The sequence below is a fragment of the Streptomyces saintjeani genome, assembly GCF_055409605.1.
The window spans coordinates 7,001,030-7,019,275 of record NZ_CP189624.1 but is presented as its reverse complement, the minus strand read 5'-3'; the positions used below and the strand labels follow the sequence as shown (position 1 = coordinate 7,019,275).

The 18,246-nt window shown below is 68.4% G+C and carries 20 protein-coding genes; 14 read left to right on the top strand and 6 right to left on the bottom strand.

Annotated elements, in window-relative coordinates; genetic code table 11:
- The first annotated feature begins 1 nt into the window (after position 1).
- The 4 genes from cas8c to ACQCO7_RS31965 all read left to right on the top strand — a co-directional run bounded on the left by cas8c (position 2) and on the right by ACQCO7_RS31965 (position 4,401).
- On the top strand, positions 2–1,828 hold the full coding sequence (gene cas8c, locus ACQCO7_RS31980) for a type I-C CRISPR-associated protein Cas8c/Csd1 (RefSeq protein ID WP_464075047.1): 1,827 nt from the start codon (positions 2–4) through the stop codon (positions 1,826–1,828).
- 51 nt (positions 1,829–1,879) lie between these two features.
- Positions 1,880–2,749 carry a type I-C CRISPR-associated protein Cas7/Csd2 gene (cas7c, locus tag ACQCO7_RS31975; protein ID WP_464075046.1) on the top strand — a complete coding sequence of 290 codons (870 nt, stop codon included), beginning with the start codon at positions 1,880–1,882 and terminating at the stop codon, positions 2,747–2,749.
- 24 nt (positions 2,750–2,773) lie between these two features.
- Entirely contained in the window at positions 2,774–3,136 is a 363-nt protein-coding gene (locus tag ACQCO7_RS31970) for a hypothetical protein (RefSeq protein WP_464075045.1), read from the top strand.
- Positions 3,137–3,798: 662 nt separating this feature from the next.
- Positions 3,799–4,401 carry a non-canonical purine NTP pyrophosphatase gene (locus tag ACQCO7_RS31965; protein ID WP_464075044.1) on the top strand — a complete coding sequence of 201 codons (603 nt, stop codon included), beginning with the start codon at positions 3,799–3,801 and terminating at the stop codon, positions 4,399–4,401.
- Between the two features lie 21 nt (positions 4,402–4,422).
- Here the strand turns inward: ACQCO7_RS31965 and ACQCO7_RS31960 are convergent, their stop codons facing one another.
- The 6 genes from ACQCO7_RS31960 to ACQCO7_RS31935 all read right to left on the bottom strand — a co-directional run bounded on the left by ACQCO7_RS31960 (position 4,423) and on the right by ACQCO7_RS31935 (position 8,831).
- Complete coding sequence (locus tag ACQCO7_RS31960) at positions 4,423–5,142, bottom strand: class I SAM-dependent methyltransferase (protein ID WP_464075043.1); 720 nt, start codon at positions 5,140–5,142, stop codon at positions 4,423–4,425.
- A 20-nt stretch (positions 5,143–5,162) separates the two neighbouring features.
- Positions 5,163–6,521, bottom strand: coding sequence for a hypothetical protein (locus ACQCO7_RS31955; RefSeq protein ID WP_464075042.1), 1,359 nt, complete (start codon positions 6,519–6,521; stop codon positions 5,163–5,165).
- Positions 6,521–7,279 carry a hypothetical protein gene (locus tag ACQCO7_RS31950; RefSeq protein ID WP_464075041.1) on the bottom strand — a complete coding sequence of 253 codons (759 nt, stop codon included), beginning with the start codon at positions 7,277–7,279 and terminating at the stop codon, positions 6,521–6,523. The genes ACQCO7_RS31955 and ACQCO7_RS31950 overlap by 1 nt, the downstream gene beginning before the upstream one ends.
- On the bottom strand, positions 7,279–7,836 hold the full coding sequence (locus ACQCO7_RS31945) for a CYTH domain-containing protein (RefSeq protein ID WP_464075040.1): 558 nt from the start codon (positions 7,834–7,836) through the stop codon (positions 7,279–7,281). The genes ACQCO7_RS31950 and ACQCO7_RS31945 overlap by 1 nt, the downstream gene beginning before the upstream one ends.
- Positions 7,837–7,958: 122 nt before the next feature.
- Positions 7,959–8,258, bottom strand: a complete 300-nt coding sequence (locus ACQCO7_RS31940) for a hypothetical protein (RefSeq protein ID WP_464075039.1) — start codon at positions 8,256–8,258, stop codon at positions 7,959–7,961.
- A 63-nt stretch (positions 8,259–8,321) separates the two neighbouring features.
- Positions 8,322–8,831, bottom strand: a complete 510-nt coding sequence (locus tag ACQCO7_RS31935; RefSeq protein WP_464075038.1) for a nucleoside-diphosphate kinase — start codon at positions 8,829–8,831, stop codon at positions 8,322–8,324.
- 526 nt (positions 8,832–9,357) lie between these two features.
- Between ACQCO7_RS31935 and ACQCO7_RS31930 the strand changes: the two genes are divergently transcribed.
- The 10 genes from ACQCO7_RS31930 to ACQCO7_RS31885 all read left to right on the top strand — a co-directional run bounded on the left by ACQCO7_RS31930 (position 9,358) and on the right by ACQCO7_RS31885 (position 17,992).
- Entirely contained in the window at positions 9,358–9,756 is a 399-nt protein-coding gene (locus ACQCO7_RS31930; protein WP_464075037.1) for a hypothetical protein, read from the top strand.
- Entirely contained in the window at positions 9,753–10,430 is a 678-nt protein-coding gene (locus ACQCO7_RS31925) for a DUF6875 domain-containing protein (RefSeq protein WP_464075036.1), read from the top strand. The genes ACQCO7_RS31930 and ACQCO7_RS31925 overlap by 4 nt, the downstream gene beginning before the upstream one ends.
- Positions 10,361–11,209 carry a protein kinase family protein gene (locus ACQCO7_RS31920; RefSeq protein WP_464075035.1) on the top strand — a complete coding sequence of 283 codons (849 nt, stop codon included), beginning with the start codon at positions 10,361–10,363 and terminating at the stop codon, positions 11,207–11,209. Before ACQCO7_RS31925 ends, ACQCO7_RS31920 begins: the two co-directional genes overlap by 70 nt.
- The gene (locus ACQCO7_RS31915) at positions 11,206–11,658 is read left to right on the top strand and encodes a GNAT family N-acetyltransferase (protein ID WP_464075034.1); all 453 of its coding nucleotides are present in this window, start codon (positions 11,206–11,208) and stop codon (positions 11,656–11,658) included. Before ACQCO7_RS31920 ends, ACQCO7_RS31915 begins: the two co-directional genes overlap by 4 nt.
- Before the next feature lie 301 nt (positions 11,659–11,959).
- A complete protein-coding gene (locus tag ACQCO7_RS31910; RefSeq protein WP_464075033.1) occupies positions 11,960–13,198 on the top strand; it encodes a helix-turn-helix domain-containing protein in 1,239 nt (412 codons plus the stop codon).
- A gap of 108 nt (positions 13,199–13,306) precedes the next feature.
- Positions 13,307–13,747 (top strand): hypothetical protein, encoded by a 441-nt coding sequence (locus ACQCO7_RS31905; RefSeq protein ID WP_464075032.1) that lies wholly within the window; start codon positions 13,307–13,309, stop codon positions 13,745–13,747.
- Positions 13,747–13,941: a hypothetical protein gene (locus ACQCO7_RS31900; RefSeq protein WP_464075031.1), complete on the top strand. Its 195-nt coding sequence runs from the start codon at positions 13,747–13,749 to the stop codon at positions 13,939–13,941. Before ACQCO7_RS31905 ends, ACQCO7_RS31900 begins: the two co-directional genes overlap by 1 nt.
- Before the next feature lie 119 nt (positions 13,942–14,060).
- Positions 14,061–15,059 carry a hypothetical protein gene (locus ACQCO7_RS31895; protein ID WP_464075030.1) on the top strand — a complete coding sequence of 333 codons (999 nt, stop codon included), beginning with the start codon at positions 14,061–14,063 and terminating at the stop codon, positions 15,057–15,059.
- 141 nt (positions 15,060–15,200) lie between these two features.
- Complete coding sequence (locus ACQCO7_RS31890; RefSeq protein WP_464077335.1) at positions 15,201–16,622, top strand: amino acid permease; 1,422 nt, start codon at positions 15,201–15,203, stop codon at positions 16,620–16,622.
- Positions 16,622–17,992: a glutamine synthetase family protein gene (locus ACQCO7_RS31885; protein ID WP_464075029.1), complete on the top strand. Its 1,371-nt coding sequence runs from the start codon at positions 16,622–16,624 to the stop codon at positions 17,990–17,992. The genes ACQCO7_RS31890 and ACQCO7_RS31885 overlap by 1 nt, the downstream gene beginning before the upstream one ends.
- Positions 17,993–18,246: the final 254 nt, after the last annotated feature.

Below are 18,246 nucleotides of genomic sequence, written 5' to 3'. Positions count from 1 at the left end.
CATGCTGCTGCGCAGCCTCGTCCAGCACGCCGAGAGCCGCCGCGACAACGTCCCCGACTACTATCAGCGCCGCCCTGTCATGTGGCAGATCGACCTGTCGACCACTGCCGGTACCAAGCCTCTGGTCATCGACCTGCGCACCGGCAAAGGCGTCGAGCCGCGCAGGATCGCCGTGCCGTACACCGGCCGTTCCGGGAAGGCCCCGCAGCCGCTCCTGTTCGCCGATTACGCCCTGTACGTCCTGGCCCACCCCGGCCTGGTGAAACAAGCGGACGGGGAGAAGACCCCGTCGACCGCGCCGGAGGACGTCGCGAAGGCCGGGCGGCGCCACGCCGCCTACCGCGCCATGATCGCCTCCTGGTGCGACCAGCACCCCGAACTCCCCCAGGCCCGCACCGTCGCGGCCTGGCTCACCGGCACGCACACACCCGATCTGTGGCAGGACGGGATGGACCACGGCGACCTGGTGGCGCTCAGCATCGACGGCGCCTGGCTCCACGACCTGCCCGAGGCACAGCAGTGGTGGGCCGAACAGGTCAGAAGCACGAAAGGCGACAACCGAATCGGAAGCGGGCAGGGCCTGTGCCTGGTATGCGGACACACCGAACCCCTGCTGTCCACACTCCCCGTCCCCGTCAAGGGACTTCCCAACTCGGGGATGAACACCCAGCTGATCTGCCTCAACCAGCACGCCCACTACCGGGCCGGCACCAAGCAGCTCGGCGCCACTCCCATCTGCGTGGACTGCGGCACCAAAGCCGTCACCGCCCTCAACGCGCTTTTGGCCGACCGTGAACACCGCACCTTCGCCGGGGAGTCCGCCATCGTGTGGTGGACCCGCGACCCCGCCACCGAAACGAGCATGTGGACCCTGGACAACCCTGAACCCGCGGAAGTCGCCCAGCTCGTCGACGGACTCCACCACCCCCGCGCCGGACGTGCCGCGCTGGCCACCCTCGACGAGGACGCCTTCTACGCCGTCACCCTGCGGGTCAACACCAACCGGGTCGTCATCGCCGACTGGATCACCATTCCCGTCCCCGAACTCAAACGACGCCTCGGGGCTTGGTTCGCCGACCAGGAGACCTGGGACGGCTGGGACGGCACCCGCCGCCACTGGTCGGTCTGGCGGCTCGCCCTGGCCGCCGCCCGCTGGGACAGGCGCAAGAACACCTACGTTGAGTCCACCGTCCCCCACCACCTCCAGGCCGATCTGGCCGCCGCCGCGCTCCACGGCACCCCGCCACCCGCCCACCTCCTGCCCGTGCTCCTCCAGCGCATCCGCGCCGACCACCACATCGACCTTCCCCGCATCGCCCTGCTGCGCCTGGCCCTGACCCGCACCACCACCCGACACAAGGAGCTGTGCATGCCCCGGCTGAACACCGCCTCGACCGAGCCCGGCTACGTGTGCGGGCGGATCATGGCCATGCTCGAATCCATCCAGCGCAAGGCCATGCCCAACGTCAACACCAGCATCACCGACAAGTACATCACCACCGTGGTCGCCTCACCCCGCATCATCCTCACCCGGCTCCGCATCGGCGCCCACCCTCACCTGCGCACCATCGCCCGCACGAACCGGCCTGCCGCGAGGGCCATGGAGAACCGGATGAGGGAAGCCTTCGAACTCCTCGACGCCCTCCCCGCCCACCTCGACACCGAACAGCAGTCCCTGTTCATCCTCGGCTACGAACACCAGCGCGAACACTCCCGCCGCGCCGCCATGGAGGCCAAGAAGGCCCGCGAAGCCGGCAAAGAACTCACCGCCGACCAAGCCGCGGACGCCCTCCCCGAAACCGACGACGACACCGACACCCCCGACTGAGCAACTCGTACGGCCCACCACCACACCTCAGACGGAAGGACACCTGCCGCCATGACCGACGCCCACCTGGACCCCACCCGCAAGCACGACTACGTCTTCCTCATCGACGTCAAGGACGGCAACCCCAACGGAGACCCCGACGCCGGCGGCATGCCCCGCACCGACCCCATCACCAACCAGGGCCTCATCACCGACGTCGCTCTCAAGCGCAAGATCCGCAACACCATCACCCTCGCCCACCAGGGAAAACCCGGCTACGAGATGTACGTCGAGGAAGGCGTCGCCCTCAACCCCCAGATCCAGCGCGCCTACCACGAAGGCGGCGCCAAGGAAGGCGAAACCGCCACCGCCCAGCAGTGGATGATCCGCAACTTCTACGACGTACGCCTCTTCGGCGCCGTCCTGTCCGTCGGCGACCAGAAGAAACACGCCGGAAAAGCCCGCGGCCCCATGCAACTCACCTTCTCCCGCTCCATCGACCCCATCACCCCCTTCCAGGCCGGCATCACCCGCGTCGCCCCCAACAAACCCGAAGACCTCGCCAAAGGCAAAGTCACCGAGATGGGCAACAAGCACTACGTCCCCTACGGCCTCTACCGCGGCCACGGCTTCTACTCCGCACCCCTCGGCACCAAAGCCGGCGTCACCTCCGACGACCTCGCCGCCTACTGGCACGCCATGACCATGATGTTCGACCACGACCGCGCCTCCTCCCGCGGCGAAATGGCCATCCACGGCCTCTACGTCTTCACCCACGACGACGCCTTCGGCCGAGCCCCCGCCCACAAACTCTTCGACCTCATCCGCATCAAACCCCTCGGCCACAACGAAGCCCGCTCCTGGGACGACTACACCGACCGCATCACCATCGACCACGACAACATCCCCACCGGCGTCACCCTCACCCGCCTCGTCGACTGAACAACACCCCACCGACCGACCGGCATGGCTGTCCCCGCGCGCCAGCCGCACATCTACTTCCCCACGAACCAGAAGCGATGGTCGCCCACCAGAGCGGCCGGGGATCGCAACGACTACGGGCAGGTCGAGCAGGCCCGCAGCCGCGTGTGGCGGTCGCCCTCCGAGGTGACCGAGGATCGCAACACGACGGCTCAGGCGAACGCGCTCACCTCCCTCGCCGTGGCGGTCGCCCTCCGGGCGGCCGAGGATCGCAACGGCTACCGCGTCTACGTGGCGTCCGCCCCGAAGGACGGCGGTCGCCCTCCGGGCAACATCGCGTCCGCGAGCTGCCCGCACGCCTCGGTGATGCGGCGGTCGTCCTCCGGGGCAGCCAAGGATCACAACTAGGAACGGGCCTCCGACCGGTCGGCACAGGCGAGCGTGGCGGTCGCCCTCCGGGACTACCAGGGATCGCAACTCAATCCGCTTGTCGCCGTTGACAATGCACGTCGTGTGGCGGTCACCCCACGAGGTGGCCGAGGATCGCAACTTCGTCCCGTCGGGCTCCGGCCGCCTTCCGTGGCCGGTGGCGGTCGCCCTCCGGGGCGGCCGAGGATCGCAACCCGAACGTCGCGAGGATGATCGCGAGGAAGAGCGCGCGTGGCGGTCGCCCTCCGGGGTAACCGAGGATCGCAACTGGGCTTCGGCCTCCTCTTTCCAGACCCTCGCGGTAGTGGCGGTCGCCCTTCGGAGCGACCGAGGATCGCAACCTCGGCCGTGTCTCCACCAAGGACCAGCAGCTTCCCGGTGGCGGTCGCCCTCCGGGGCGACCGAGGATCGCAACCTCACCCACGCGGTCGCGGTGATCCGTGCCCCGGGCGGTGGCGGTCACCTTTCGAGGTGACCGAGGATCACACCTCTCTGCCCGATCAAGTTGTCTACTCTGGAGATCCTCTGAACCAGGCCACGCCCGGCTAAGACCTTGAGTGTTGGTCTTCGAGATTCGACTTCGCCAACTCCCCTGTTCCTTTCACCCCCTTCGTTCATCTCACACAGGAGAAACCTGTCGCATGTCAAAGTCCAGGTTGTCGATGTGCACGGGAAACCCCGGCAAGTTCCGCACAGCCCAAGAACACCTCGCCCCCTGGAACATCGAGGTCGAGCAAGTGCCCCTGGACCTGGACGAGATCCAGACAACGTCCGTGGCGGAGATCGCGCAGCACAAGGCCCGCCAGGCGTTCGCCCTCCTCGGGCGGCCGTTGTTCGTGGAGGACTCGGGTTTCTACATCGAGGAGTTCGGCGGCTGGCCGGGCCCGATGGTGAAGCAGGCGTTGGAGGCGTTCGGCCCTGAGGGGTTCACGCATCTCGCGGACCGTACGGCGACGCGAGCGTGCCGGTTCGCGAGTGCGGCGGTGTACGTCGACGTGGAGGGCGCGCTGCACACGTTCGCCGACGACTCCCGCAAGCCCGGCACCATCGCGAAGACGCCGGACCGGGGCAGTGGTGAGCGTTCCTGGTCCGATCTGTGGTCGATCTTCGTCCCGGAGGGCGCCACGACGACGCTCGCGGCGCTCCCGGACGCTGAGCAGGAGCGGGTGTTCGCGGAGTGGCGGTCGACGTCTGTCGTGGCCGCACTCGGCGCGTGGCTGGCCGAGAACCCGCCCCGAACCTGACCAACTCCCCCTCTCCAAAGGCTACTTGGTGGCAACCACGTACACGCTGGCCCATTCCCGCTTGGGGTTGGCGATCCGCGGATCGAACGGCCACGGCTCGACCGTCGTGAATCCGGCCTCGGTGAAGAGCTGGACGAGTTTGTCGTGGTCGTAGGCCCAGTAGTGCGGGTGGTAGACGGGATCGTCGTCCTGGTCGCGGAACACGTAGTTGATCAGGTCGAGTTGGGTGTTGATGTGGTCGAGGCAGTCCCGTTTCCCGTACCACTTCTTGATCATCGTGCGGGTGTCCGCGTCGCCGGACGGGTAGCGGGAGAGGACGAAGCCGGCGTCGGGGACGCCGGTGACGACCCGTCCGCCGGGTGCGAGGACGCGGTGGGCCTCGCGGGCGTAGTGCTTGGCGGAGTTCGGGTAGTCGATGTGCTCCAGGAAGTGTTCGGAGAACAGGTCCTGGACGGAGTTGTCGTGGAGGGGTATCCCCTCGCGGACGTCCCACAGGAGGTCGGCCGGGGGTACGGCGTCGATGTTGAAGTAGCCGTCGATGCGGTGGGCGCCGCCGCCGATCTGCACCTTGCGGGGCGCATCGTCGATCCGCCCGTCGGGCCACGCCTTCAGCGCGGCCGTGTGGGTGCGGTGGACGTCGAGTTCCTTGAGGGCGGCACGCAGGGCGCGGGCGAGGCCGTGGGTGGTGGTCGGCTGTGCGAGCAGCTCGGTGATCTGCTGCGACACGGTGTCGGCGGTCATGTCGAGGGTCTCCTTGCGGCTCAAGTCCTGGACAGGCTGCGGCTGTTGCGCATGAGGGTGTGTTTGATGTCGACGAGGCGCGGCGCGATGGTGAGGTCGAGCTGCTGGACGGGGTGGAGGTGTCCGGCGTCGTCCTGTTCCGCCCGCCAGACCCGGTAGGCGAGGTCCGGGTAGGCGGGGTTGATGCCGATCTCGCCTTTGGGGATCGTCCCGTTGAAGGGCGTGAGGATGTCCATGTGGTTCCAGTAGTTCCACGCCTGGAGCGCCTTGTGCTGGTCGAAGTAGAAGTAGAAGTGGGGGTAGCGGCCGAAGGTGCGCAGTTCGCGGTGGATGAGGTGGCCCAGGAGGGGGCCGAGGTGGGTGGCGAGGCTGTCGAACTCCCAGCGGGTGTGCCGCCATTCCTCCGGGGTCTGGCCGGGGGTGAAGAGGCGGGCGGCGATGAGGTGGCTGACGCGTTCGGTGAGATGGCGGCGGGCGTGCTGGGGGTCGAGGCTCGGGTCGACCTGGGCGAGGAGTGTGTCGAACCGGGCGGGCGGGGGACGGAACTTGGCGAGGTCGAAGGTGCCGGCCATGGCCAGCTCGGAGGAGAAGATCAGGTCCTTGTAGAGCTGGTTGTTGAACTCCCCGAGTTCCGCGAGCCGTTGGGTTTCCGCGCTGGTGGAGTACAGCATCAGGTACTCGGCGAGCGCCTCGAAGTACACGTACCCCAGGATCGGCAGGCGCGGGATCGCCGAGTCGAGCAGTTGCAGGAACAGCTCGGGGTCGACGGCGGTCTGCCCGTGGGCAACCGCGGAAGCCAGCGCGAGGAACCCGGCGGAGTTCTTCGTCCGGCTGGTGATCGTCTCGCGCAGCTGGTGGCGTTCGGTCTTGGAGAGGAGGTATTCGAGGAGGCTGTAGATCCGCAGGTGGATCGCGCCGAGCCGAAGGTAGTCGATGCCGGCGAGTCCGCGGTACGCCTGGTGCGGTACGTCGATCTCGAAGACCAGCGGCGTCGGCGCCGCGCCGGGCCGCCCGATGCGTCTCAGGAACGCCGGGGCCTCCCGGTTGAGGACGTACGCGGCAAGGTTGTGCATCCGCAGGCCGTTGCCGGTGGGGGTGAGCGGGGCGCAGTAGATGCTGCCGACCAGGCACCCGCCCGAGGGGTAGAGGACCCCGTGTTCGCTGATCTCCTCCAGCGCGTGCGTGACATGGAGGAGATGCAGGGTGGTGTTGGTGGTGAGGGCGTCGAAGAGCGCGTTGTTGTGCAACAGGGCGCCGTTGGGGGCCTCTTGGGCCAGCCGGGTCTCCCACTCAACGCTCTCGACAGACTGAGGGATGACGGACGCGCCGTAGAACTCATGGGCGTCGGCCCATAAGTGGTACGCGTCGAGGAAGTCCATCAGCCGATCAACTCCCGCCGCACGAACGCCTTCAGGACGGCGGACGTGCTGTCCGTCCCCGCCACGTGATCGGCCTCGGACCACAGCACGAGGTCGAAGGCGACGGCCTTCAACTCCTCGAACGCGTCCACGCGCACGTGCCGGGCGTCGGGCCACCACGTGAGTTTCGGCAGGCGGTAGCGGTCGAGCGCATCGGCCGCCTTGACCACGTCGGTGACGACCCGAGCCGCCGCGTAATCCGTCTCATCGTCCGGCGTGAAGTCCGGGTACGGCACCTCGTGCAGCCGGACCGAGACGGCGGCCTGCCGCACAGCCGCCGAGGGCATCTCCAGCCGGAAGCGCCCCCACACGTCCTCGGCGTTCACGGTCAACCAACGCGCGGCACGCGCACCGTGTCCCCGGTCGTCCTGGTCATGGAGGCGCCGGCAGTCGTGAACGGCCGCAGCGGCGACCGCTGTTGCGGTGTCCTGTTCATCGAGGCCGACAGCCTCCGCGAGAAGTGCCGCGAGCGCGGCCGTACGCATGGCGTGCCGCACACCGTGCAGGGAGTCGTACAGCCGGGGTTCCGCGAGCCACGCGGCCGGTATCGCCGTACGCATCAGGAGCCGACGTACACCAGGGCCCAACCTCGGTGCTGCATCGGCGAGTTGGCCGGGCCGGTGTTCCGCGATCCAGTTCACCGTCTCGGCGTCGGTGAACTGGTGCCGGGGAAGCTCCTTGCGCGCCGCCAGTTCCACCAGGCTCGGAGTCGTACGCATCACGACTCGGAGGCGGACCGCGCCGATTCGAACGCGGCCGTGAACTCGGCGAGTTCGCTCTCACTCATCAGGATGACGCCCAGCTCACGGGCGACCGCCGCGATGCGCTCGTGCGTCGTCACCACCTCGGCGGGGCTCGGCTCCTCGTCGAGGAGCACTTCGAACTCCGCGTGGTACCCCCACGCCTCGCTCCACTTCACGGCGATCTCGACCTCGCCGAAGCGGAAGTTGCGACGCGCGTTGTACGCCTCGTGCATCGCGCTCTCGAAGCCGAGCGTGTTGAAGATCCGGACGGCGGCAGGGACGTCGTCGTGCGCGATGGCGATCTCGGTCTCCGGGAAGGCCGAACCCTGGCCTATCTTCCCGTCCTTGAGGGTGATCTTCGCGGTGGTGGCGGTGATGTTGTCGGTGACCTTCAGCAGCCGGTCGGGCAGGACGTAGAAGTAGATGTACTTGTCGTCCTGGCCGAGGTCCTCACCGTCCCGTTCCAGACGCGCGACCAGCCGATCGTGTACCTCCTGGCTGAAGCGGGCACGCATCTCGATCTCGACAGGCACGGAAACCTCCTTGTTTCGGGCATGGGTGATCCGCCCGGAGCGCCCAGGGGTGGGGGTCCGGCGGGATCGTGGTGTTCAGATGGGGCGGCGCAGGCAATGCCCACGCCGCCGGTGAAGGGTCGTCAGGCGACGTCGCCGAACCGGTCCCGTACGACGCCGTCGTGCAGGTAGTTCGGGAGCAGCACCCCGCCCACCGACACGCGCCGGGTGGCGACCTGCTCCAGGGAGTCGCTCGGGAACCCCTCCAGCAGGCGCAGGCACTGCTGCACCCATTCGCGCGAGGTGTTCCACTCGGCGGCGTCGCGGTACCGGACGGCCAGCGCGTACGCGGTCTCGGCCGCCGTCCACCGGTCGGTGCCGATCTCCCGCTGGAAGCAGCTCTCCAGTTCCTCGATGGAGGCGACGCGGGTTTCGCCGGTCATGGTGCCCTCTTTCACGTGGTGGTGTTCAACGCGGCGACGGCACGCCGGTGACGCGAACGGCCGTCAGTAGGTGAAGAGTTCGGCGAGGGTGCGGTAGTCGTGCAGCTCGTCCTTCTCGAACCACAGGCTCACCTCCATCTCCGCCTCCTCCTTGTTCCCCGAGGCGTGCACGAGGTTGGCGACCGCCTTGCCGGAAGCGACGCTCGCGGCCCGGCTGTGGTGGGAGAAGTCGCCGCGGATCGTGCCGGCGGGGGCCTCGTTGGGGTACGTGCTGCCGACGATCTTCCGTACGGTGGCCACCGCGTCCGCGCCCTCCAGCACGAGCGCGATGACCGGGCTCTGTTGCATGAACGTCGAGGTGAGGTTGTAGACCTCGGCGCCGAGCCGCTCTTCGAGGTCGAAGTAGTGCTTGCGCGTGAACTCGGCGTCCATCTGCTTCATCTTGACGCCGACGATCTTCAACGCCGCGTCCTCGAACCGGGAAATGATCTTTCCGGCGAATCCGCGCACCAAAGCATCCGGCTTCAGCAGTACGAGAGTGCGCTCCACGGGCTGTTCCTGATCCTGGGCCATCGATTCCCTTTCAGCGTTCAGGCAAGCGATATGACGGACTTTCAGCTTGTCATCGACCCGGGATCACCGGGGCCGGAACAAGCGCTCCGGAGCGGAAGCCGAGAACCTCTGGATGAGCCCATCAGCCACGCAGGGCCGCGTAGTCCCCAACCGTGCCGCCCTGCGTGGCCGTGCAGTGAGAATCCCACCGGACACCACCCGTGAACGGACAGACTGTCCGCGTGCTTCTCGTGCGATTCACCGCGAGGAGCGCCTTCTTGTGATACGGGATCAACTCCCTTTACTAATAAGTAAGTTGAGCACTTCATCTGCCTGTCAAGGCTCCCCGCAACCGAACGGTACGGACAACTTGTCCGCGCACCGGTCCGCGCGGACTGGAAAGGTTCCTGGCCGGCGGGGTGGCGATCTTCCGGGCGGTGCTGCGAGCCATCCGGAAGACCGTCACCACGTTCACACCGCCGAGTGCCGGGAACCCCCACGAGCGGTTCCCGGCACCCCTATCCGGTCAGACGAAAAGGAGTCCGGCGTGCTTTCTGTGGAAACCCCCGCGAGGACCGAACTGGGCAGGTTCTTCAAGGTCTCGGCCCGGCAGTTCGCCACCGACCAGCCCGTACCCGAGATGTTCTCGGCCGCCGTCGACGCGGAGTGGCACCTGCTGTTGAACGACCCCGAGTACGCGGCGTTCTGCGCCGAGCACGCGGGCCGGCTGGTCAACCACGTCGAGAACACCGGCTTCGGCAAGGTCTCGTGGGTCGACGCGTACGAGGAGATGTTCGGCCCGCTGCCGGAGGTGTGGTTCACCGACGCCGACGGCGTACTGAACGAGCGGGCGCTGACGCGCTACCGGGAGACCGGCGAGGTGTGGGCGGAGTGGGACTGCACCCCTCTCCCCAGCGACGACGTCGTGCCACCCGTTGCCGGATGACGACCGGCCCACGAACAGGAGCGCCCCGGACCCCCGTCGGGGCGCTCCGCCTCGTCGAGGCGCAGACGACCGAGCCCCGCACGGTGGACATCGCCGGGTACGTGGACGCGGTGTCGGCACACTGCCCCTACCTCGCACCGTCCGTACGCCGTGGCCTGACGACCTGGACGGTCTACGAAGTCGCAAGCGGTGACCGCGAGTTCGTCGAAGCGGGGCTGTTCCACGCGGGTGTCCAGGCGGCGGAGTGGGTCCGCCCCCTCGCGGCCCGCCCGCACGGCGCGCTGGTGTGCGAGAACGTCGTCCTCCTCGGGAACACGGGCCGCCTCCTGGACTGGCCGCACTGGGCACTGAAGCACCTCTACGCCCCGGTCGGCCTCATGATCGGCAAGTTCCACCACGGCGAAGAACGGCTCGACCGCGAGGACCTGCCGATCCCGCCTCCGCCGTACTCGTTCCTCCCCGTCCGCCCGGCCGTCCGCGTCCGGGACCCCCGTTTCCTCGCGGACACGCCCGAACTCGCGGACGCGCTCGCGGTCGCGGTGGACGATGGACGGGACGTCTTCGCCCAAGCCCAACTCCCTCACGACTGGCAGGCGGTAAAAGCATGGTCGCGTTCCCTCCTTGTCCCGCAGAGGCCCGCGCCGCCGCGGAGGCCGCCTGCGGAGGCCCCGTAGAGCTGAAGGAGCTGACGAACCGGCGGGGCTCGGCGGTCTGGAAGGCCACCGGCCCCACCGGCGCGGTCGCGGTGAAGACCGGCTACGACGACGGCGTGACCGTCACGGTGAGGGAGGCGGCGATGCTGACGGCCCTGCCCGGCCACAAGGTGACCGCCGGCGGGTACGACGGCGGGGCGTGGCTGGTCACGCCCTGGTACGACGGCCCCTCGACCTGGAAGACCTTCACGGCGGCACGAGCGGGCGACGGCAACGGCGACCGCGCACCGGCCCTCCGCGCGGCCGTCGCCCTGTGCCGGGCCGTCGCCGACCTCCACGCCTCCGGCTGGATCCACGCCGACCTCCAGCCCGCCCACGGCATCCACACCCCCGACGGCGTCCGCCTCATCGACTTCGCCTGGTCCCGCCCCGAACCCCACGGCCCGGTCGACGGCTACCGCGGAGGCATCGTCCACCTGATGGCCCCCGAACTCGCCGTCGCCGCCCGCGACAAGCAACCCGTCCTGGCCACCCGGCACAGCGACGTGTACGCACTGGCAGGCGCCCTGTGGACCTGCGCGTCGGGAGCCTGGCCGCTCGACTACCAGGCCGTCGGCATCGACCGCCAGGCCGTGGGCCAGGACGGCATCCGCGACGCCATCGCCACCGGCGGCATCCCCTTGTCCCCGCCCACCTGGCCCGAATTCCACAAAACCCTGCGCCCCGCCCTCACCGCGTCTCCCGAACACCGCCCTACAGCAGCCGAGTTGGCGCAGATCCTGTGTGCTGTCCAGGCGTGATCTCGCTCCGCGAGCTACATCCGGACGACGCACCCGCCGTCCAGCGCATCTACAGCGAACCGTCCGTACGCCACCTGCCGAGACCGGCCATGACCGCCGCCTCGGCCACCGCATGGCTGACGGCCCGCACGGCCGAACAGCGCGCGACCCCAAGGACGTTGTACTGCTTCGGCATCGACCACACCGGCGACCTGATCGGCTTGATCAAACTCCGCGTCGAGGGAACGACCGCCGCGCTCAGCTACATCCTCCGCGGCGACACCTGGGGCCACGGCCACGCGACCACGGCGGTGGCGCTCGTCCTCGACTTCGCGTTCAGGACCCTCCACCTGACCTCGGTCAACGCCAAACACCACCCCGACAACCACGCGTCAGCACGGGTCCTGACCAAAACCGGCTTCACCCGCACCGGCCACTGCACCTACAGAGTGGCCACGGTGCGTAGCTGAATGGGTCCCGTCGACAGCGGGGACGGACCAGGGATGCACACAATCTGTCCGTAGGCACTTTCCGGCAACCCCTTGACGACCGGCGTGCGAACTCACATCAAAACTGGCCTATTTAACACGAATAGCACCGCTTTAACCTCTTCACGAACACGCGATGCGAGCCCTCGCCCTGGCATCCGCAGCCTCCGCGCTCACTGCGCCCCGCTGTCGATCCCGTTAACGCTCGGCAACCACAGGCGCGGGACAACTCCCTTTCCGTACCCTGATTCGAGTCCTCCATCGCGAAGGGAAAGAACCACCGATGAGTGAAAACCTGACGCTGGGACGCCGACTCCGCACGGCACGCAAGACCCGCCAACTCTCCGCCGCCCAGCTGGCGCAGAAGGTCGCGGTCTCCCCGAGCTACATCCAGAAGCTGGAGTCCGGCGCGCGGAAGGCTTCACCGTCGCTGATCCTGGCGCTCGCCAAGGCGCTGCGCTTCGGCCCGGAGGTACTGACCGGCCAGCCGTACTACGGAGAGCCGGAAGCGGAGGACCGCGTCCACGCCGTCATCCCCGAACTCCGCCGCCTTCTCCTCTGCTACGACAGCCCGGACGACCTGGAGATCGCCCCGCGTTCCCTCGCGGTGCTCGCGTCGGAGGTCGACCAGGTGACAACGCTGCGCCGCGACGCGCGGTACGCGCCGATGGGCCCCCTGCTCCCGCCGATCATCACCGAACTCACGCACGTGGCCCTCAACAGCCGGGGCGAGGAACGCAGCAAGGCGTTCTGGCACCTCGCGCGGGTCTACCGCGCGGTGAACTCTCTCGCGCACAAGATGGGTCACCACGACCTGTCGAGTACGGCGCTGGAGCGGGTCCGCTGGGCGGCGGACCGCTCCGACGACCCGCTGATGCAGTTCACGGCCGGCTACCTGGTCACGGGCGCGATGCTCCGCCAGGGCGCCTACACCACCGCGCGCCGCAAACTCCTGCAACTGCGCGGTGAGTTGGAACGCCTCCAGCCGGAGCGTTCGTACTCGGACGACGCCCTCGCGATCGACGGCGCGCTGCTGCTGAAGCTGGCGGTCCTGGAGGCCCGGGAGAACAACGCGGACCGCGCGGACGCGTACCTGCGGGAGGCCGAGCAGGTGGCGGGGCTCGCGGGCAACCGGGACTCGTCGGCGTACGAGATGTCCTTCGGGCCGACGAACATCCGTATCCACGAGGTCCACGCGATGATCGACATGGGCGACACCGAGCAGGCGCTCGCCCGGCTCACCGAGTGGGCCCCGGCCTCCGGAAACGAGTGGGTGCCGCCGGTGACGACCGTCGGGGAGCGGTCGAGCCACCACTTCATCGACGTGGCGTCCGCGAAGTTGGTCGCCGGGGACAGGGCAGGCTCCTTCGCCGACCTCAAGCGGGCGAGGAAGGTCGCTCCGAACCACACCCGCTTCCACCCGTCCGTCCGGGAGACGACGGCGGCGCTGCTGAGGGTCGAGTCGCATCCCTCCAACGAGCTTTCGGCGTTCGCGAGTTGGACCGGCCTAAGCTCAACGTGAGCCGTTGTCAAGGCCCTTGGGGGATGGACCCTACGGACTATCTGTCCGCGCACCGAACTCGCTGAATGGAATGGTCTCTTCACACATAGTGGTGAGGAGGCCATTTCCATGTCCGACGTCAATCCCGCGGCCAACGTCCGTCCGCCGCGCTGGATGCCCATCGGGGAAGAGTCCGAGCTGTGCTCGGTGGGCGTGTGGTGGGACATCGTCCGTGCCGGGGAGGCCGTGGGCAGCCGCGCGATCGAGATCCTCCGCGAGAGTCGCGAGCCTCTCGGGCCGGTGATCCTGGACTTCGGGGGTGCGGAGCCCCGGCTGTACTTCCTGGTCCCCGTGGGAACGGCGGCCAACTGGACGGAGCCGGAGACGGTCGCCCTCGGCCACAACTGCCACGTCGTCGTCCCCTCCGCCGAGACCACGGCACCGCCGGGGATGCACTGGTACGTCCCCGCGAGCGGCCCGCGAACGCTAACCCTCCCCGCGGCACTGCGCCGCGCGCTGATCCAGGCCCGCGCCGAACAGCGCGGCCCCGCAGGGGAACCGGCCCCCTGATGTCCCTGAGCATCTCCTTCGCGCTGCTGTTCGGGATCATCGTGGTCGTCCTGATCCGGGGGAACTCGGTGAAGGCCGGCCCCGCGATCGCCTGCGTGCTCTTCGGGTTCTTCCTCGCGAGCAGCTCCCTGGCCCCGAGCATCAGCAACCTCGTGACCGGCGTCGCCGACGCGATCAGCCAGATCCGCCTCTGACACCGCCTTCCCCCCACCACCTTCCCGAGGTCCTCCATGACATCGACGTCCGAATCCATCCTTCAGGCACCGCCGCCCGTTGCACCGCGCCGCCCCCGCTGTTCTCATCAGGTAAAGGCATGCTGATGCGCCTCGTGTACCACCCGGCCGGCCACGACGACGAACTCCGCGTGGCCCTCGTCGAGTTGGAGGCGGGCCGTTGGAGAACGGCACGGGAGCTGCTGCTCGCCACGGGAACGCACGGCGCACTGCGGACATCGCGCACGCAGGCGCTGGCCGTGGCCGCCGCGAGGTCGGACGTGGTCGGCGTGTGGCTGCGGGAGGAACCCCACCACTACGACGCGCACCTCATGAGCGCGCGGGTGGCCGTCGAACGGGTCCTGCGTGCACACCGCCAACGCCACCCGCGTACCTGGGAGTTCGAGGCGGACGCGCGGCGCGTGGTCCTGGCGGCGGCCCGCCGGGCACCGGACGATCCCGTGCCCTGGGTGTGTCTGCTCGCGCTGGCTCAGGTCGACACGCGCCAGCAGTACTACGAACACCGCTTCCCCGCACCGGAGTTGATGCTCCCCTCCGGCCCGTGGGGAATCCTCGACCAGGTCGACCGCCGCGACCCCTACAACCGCGAGGCATACCACCGGATGGTGCAGTTCCTGCTCGCGCGCGACGCTCTGCCCACCGCCTGCCAGGCCGCCGTCTTCGACCTCGGCCGCAGCGTCGTCTCCCAACAACCATTGGGATCACCGCTGTTGCTCCTCCCCGCACACGCGCTCGTCGAGCAGCGGCGGCGCATCAAGGTGGCCCCTCTGTGGCGCCGCCAGTGGCTGGAGGAACCACATGTCGGCTACAGCCTCAACGCGTTCCGCAACTGGTTCCACCGGGCACCCCCCACCCTGCGGTCGGTCGCCGACCTGAACCTCCTCGCCTACGCCCTGTGGGCCGGCGCCAAGTACCAGGAAGCCGCCGAGGTGTTCGCCGCACTCGGCCCCTACGCCTCCCGCGAACCCTGGTCGACCGTGTGCGAACGCACCACCGGACCCGACCCCGGTGAAGCGCTCCTCCTGCGGGCGCGCGCGGAGTCCCTCGGCTACGCACGCCGCGCATCGCACCGCTTCTGATCCTCATTGGCATGAACCTGACCACTCTGTTTCCCGACCCCTGGAGGTGGACCTGTGAGTCCCAACCGCCATGCCTCACACCGAAAATCCGATGACGCCTACCTACGAGAACTGGGATACGAACCCGTCCTCACCCGCCGCATGGGCCCCTTCGGGAACTTCGCGGTCAGCTTCTCCGTGATCAGCGTCCTCAGCGGCTGCATGACCCTGTACGGGTTCGGCCTGAACACCGGCGGCCCCGCCGTCATGCTGTGGGGCTGGGTCGCGGTCGGCGCCATGGTCATGTTCGTCGGCGCTGGGCTCGCCGAGGTCACCTCCGCCTACCCGACCTCGGGCGCCTTGTACTACCAGGCCGAGCAGCTCGGCGGCCGGAAGTGGGGCTGGTACACCGGCTGGCTCAACCTGCTGGGGTTGTTGGGCGCGATCGCCGGGATCGACTACGGCGCGGCCCTGTTCACCGGCGCGTTCATGAACCTCCAGTGGGGGTTCGAGCCGACGCCGGGGAAGATCATGGTGATCTTCCTGTGCATCCTCGCCCTGCACCTCACGCTGAACTGGTTCGGGGTGCGCCTGGTGAGCATCCTCAACAGCATCAGCGTCTGGTGGCACGTCGCCGGCGTCCTCGTCATCGTCGGCGCGCTGGCCATCGTCCCTTCCCACCACCAGTCGGCCGGCTTCGTGTTCGGGGAGTTCGTCAACAACACAGGCTGGAGCAGCCCGGTCTACGTCGCGCTCCTCGGACTGCTGCTCGCGCAGTACACGTTCAGCGGCTACGACGCCTCCGCGCACCTCAGCGAGGAAACCACCGACGCCCAGGTCTCCGCATCGCGCGGGATCATCCACGCGATCGGCTGGTCGTGGCTGGCCGGGGCCGTCCTCCTCGCGGGGCTCACCTTCGCGATCCAGGACTACGCAGGCACCGTCGGCACCGCGACGGGGGTCCCTCCGGCGCAGATCTTCCTCGACGCCCTCGGCCTCACCGGGGCCAAACTGCTGCTCCTGGTCGTGATCGTTGCCCAACTGTGCTGCGGCAACGCCGAGACGGCTGCGGCGAGCAGGATGGTGTTCGCGTTCTCCCGCGACGGCGCACTCCCCGGCTCCGCCCACTGGCGGCAGCTCGACCCTCGCACCGGCACCCCACGCAAGGCCGTCTTGCTGGCCGTGGTCTGCGCCGCGCTCCTCGCGCTGCCCAGCCTCTACAGTCCGGTCGCGTACGCGGCGATCACCAGCATCAACGTCATCGGCATCACGCCGGCGTACGCGATCCCGATCTTCCTGCGCGTCAAGAACCGTCACCGCTTCCGCCCCGGACCGTGGAACCTGGGGAGTTGGGGCGTGATCGTCGGGACGGTCGCCGTTCTGTGGGTCGTCTTCGTGACCGTCCTGTTCTGTCTCCCCCAGACCAACCCCATCTCCGTGGACACCTTCAACTACGCGCCCGTCGCGCTGCTCGTCGTCCTCATCCTGGCCTGGGCCTGGTGGCAGAAGCAGGGCAGTTCGTACGAGGTCCCGGCCAGCAGCTCCGACCGCTCGGCGTCGTCCTACGAGAGCGAGATCGTCTGATGACGGCCACCGTGAACAACACCCACCTCGTCCCCAAGCCCGAAAAGGGTCTCCCCCTCGCCGACCTCGTGGAGGCGGAGCAGATCGACACGATCCTGCTCGCCCTCCCCGACCTCCAGGGCCGCCTGAAGGGGAAGCGCTACGACGCGAGCCACTTCCTCACCCTCATCGCACCCCACGGCGCCGACATGTGCGCCTACCTCCTCGCCACCGACGTCGACATGAACCCCGCCGACGGCTTCGCCCTCATCTCGTGGGACACCGGCTACCAGGACATCCCCGTACGCCCCGACCTGACGACCGCACGCCGTATCCCGTGGATGCCCCGCACAGCGATCGTCCTGGCCGACGCGATGACCCCCGAGGGAACCCCCGTAGAGATCGCGCCCCGCCACATCCTGGACCGCCAGCTCACCCGCCTCGCCCGCCACGGTCTGCACCCCAAGACCGGCATCGAGACGGAATTCGTCCTCTACAAAGGCACCCACAACCAGCCCGGCCACCACCCCCTCCACCCCCTGACCACCGAGAACCTCGACTACGCACTCGACCACAACCCCACCTCCGACCGCTTCTTCCGCCGCCTCCAACGCGCCCTCGCCAAAGCCGGAATACCGGTGGAAGCCATCAAGACCGAAGCAGGCCCCGGCCAGGTCGAAGTCACCTTCCCCTACGGCCCCGCCCGCGACGCCTGCGACAACCACCTCCTCTTCAAACACGCCGTCCGCACCCTCGCCACCCGCGCCGACCTGACCCCCACCTTCATGGCCGCCCCCGAAACCGGCCGCGCCAACGGCCTCCACCTCCACCTCTCCCTCTGGTCCAACAACACCCCTCAGCTCAACGCCCCCGACGGCAACCTCTCCGACACCGCCCGCCACGCCATCGGCGGCCTCCTCACCGCCCTCCCCGAACTCGCCCCCTTCTACGCCCCCACCACCAACTCCTACAAACGCTTCACCCCCAACTCCTTCGCCCCCGCCACCTTCAACTGGGGCTACGACAACCGCACCTGCGCCATCCGAGTCATCGGCCACGACGAAGGACTCCACCTGGAGATCCGCGTCCCCGGCGCGGACGCCAACCCCTACCTCGCGCTCGCCGCAACCCTCGCCGCCATCACCCACGGCATCGACCACAAACTCGACCCCGGCCCCCCAGAAACCGGCAACTCCTACCGCACCCACCACATCCCCGTCCTCCCCACCCTCGCCGACGCCCTCACCGTCTTCGAAGACAGCCCCCTCGCCCGCAACGCCTTCGGCACGGACGTCATCGACCACTACGCCCACCTCACCAAACTCGAACTCGACCACGAACGAACCCACGTCACCGACACCGAACGACTGCGCTGGCTCACCCGCGCCTGACCGCTTCTTCCGCCAGAGGTCAACTTCGTGCACGAGACCAACTGAGCCCTCCTGCAACAGGGTGAAGCTCTCCTCTGAGTCAGCGCGTCGAGATCGCATCAGCCAAGACGCCCGCCTCAGCACTTCATGAGGCGGGCGTCACTCAACTTCTACTGATGACGATCTGGTCGATGAGGCATCGCAACAGCCCTGGGCCCAGAGCGCCATCCCGGTGGCGCGATCCCCGGCCCCATCCCACGAGAACGAAGATCTTC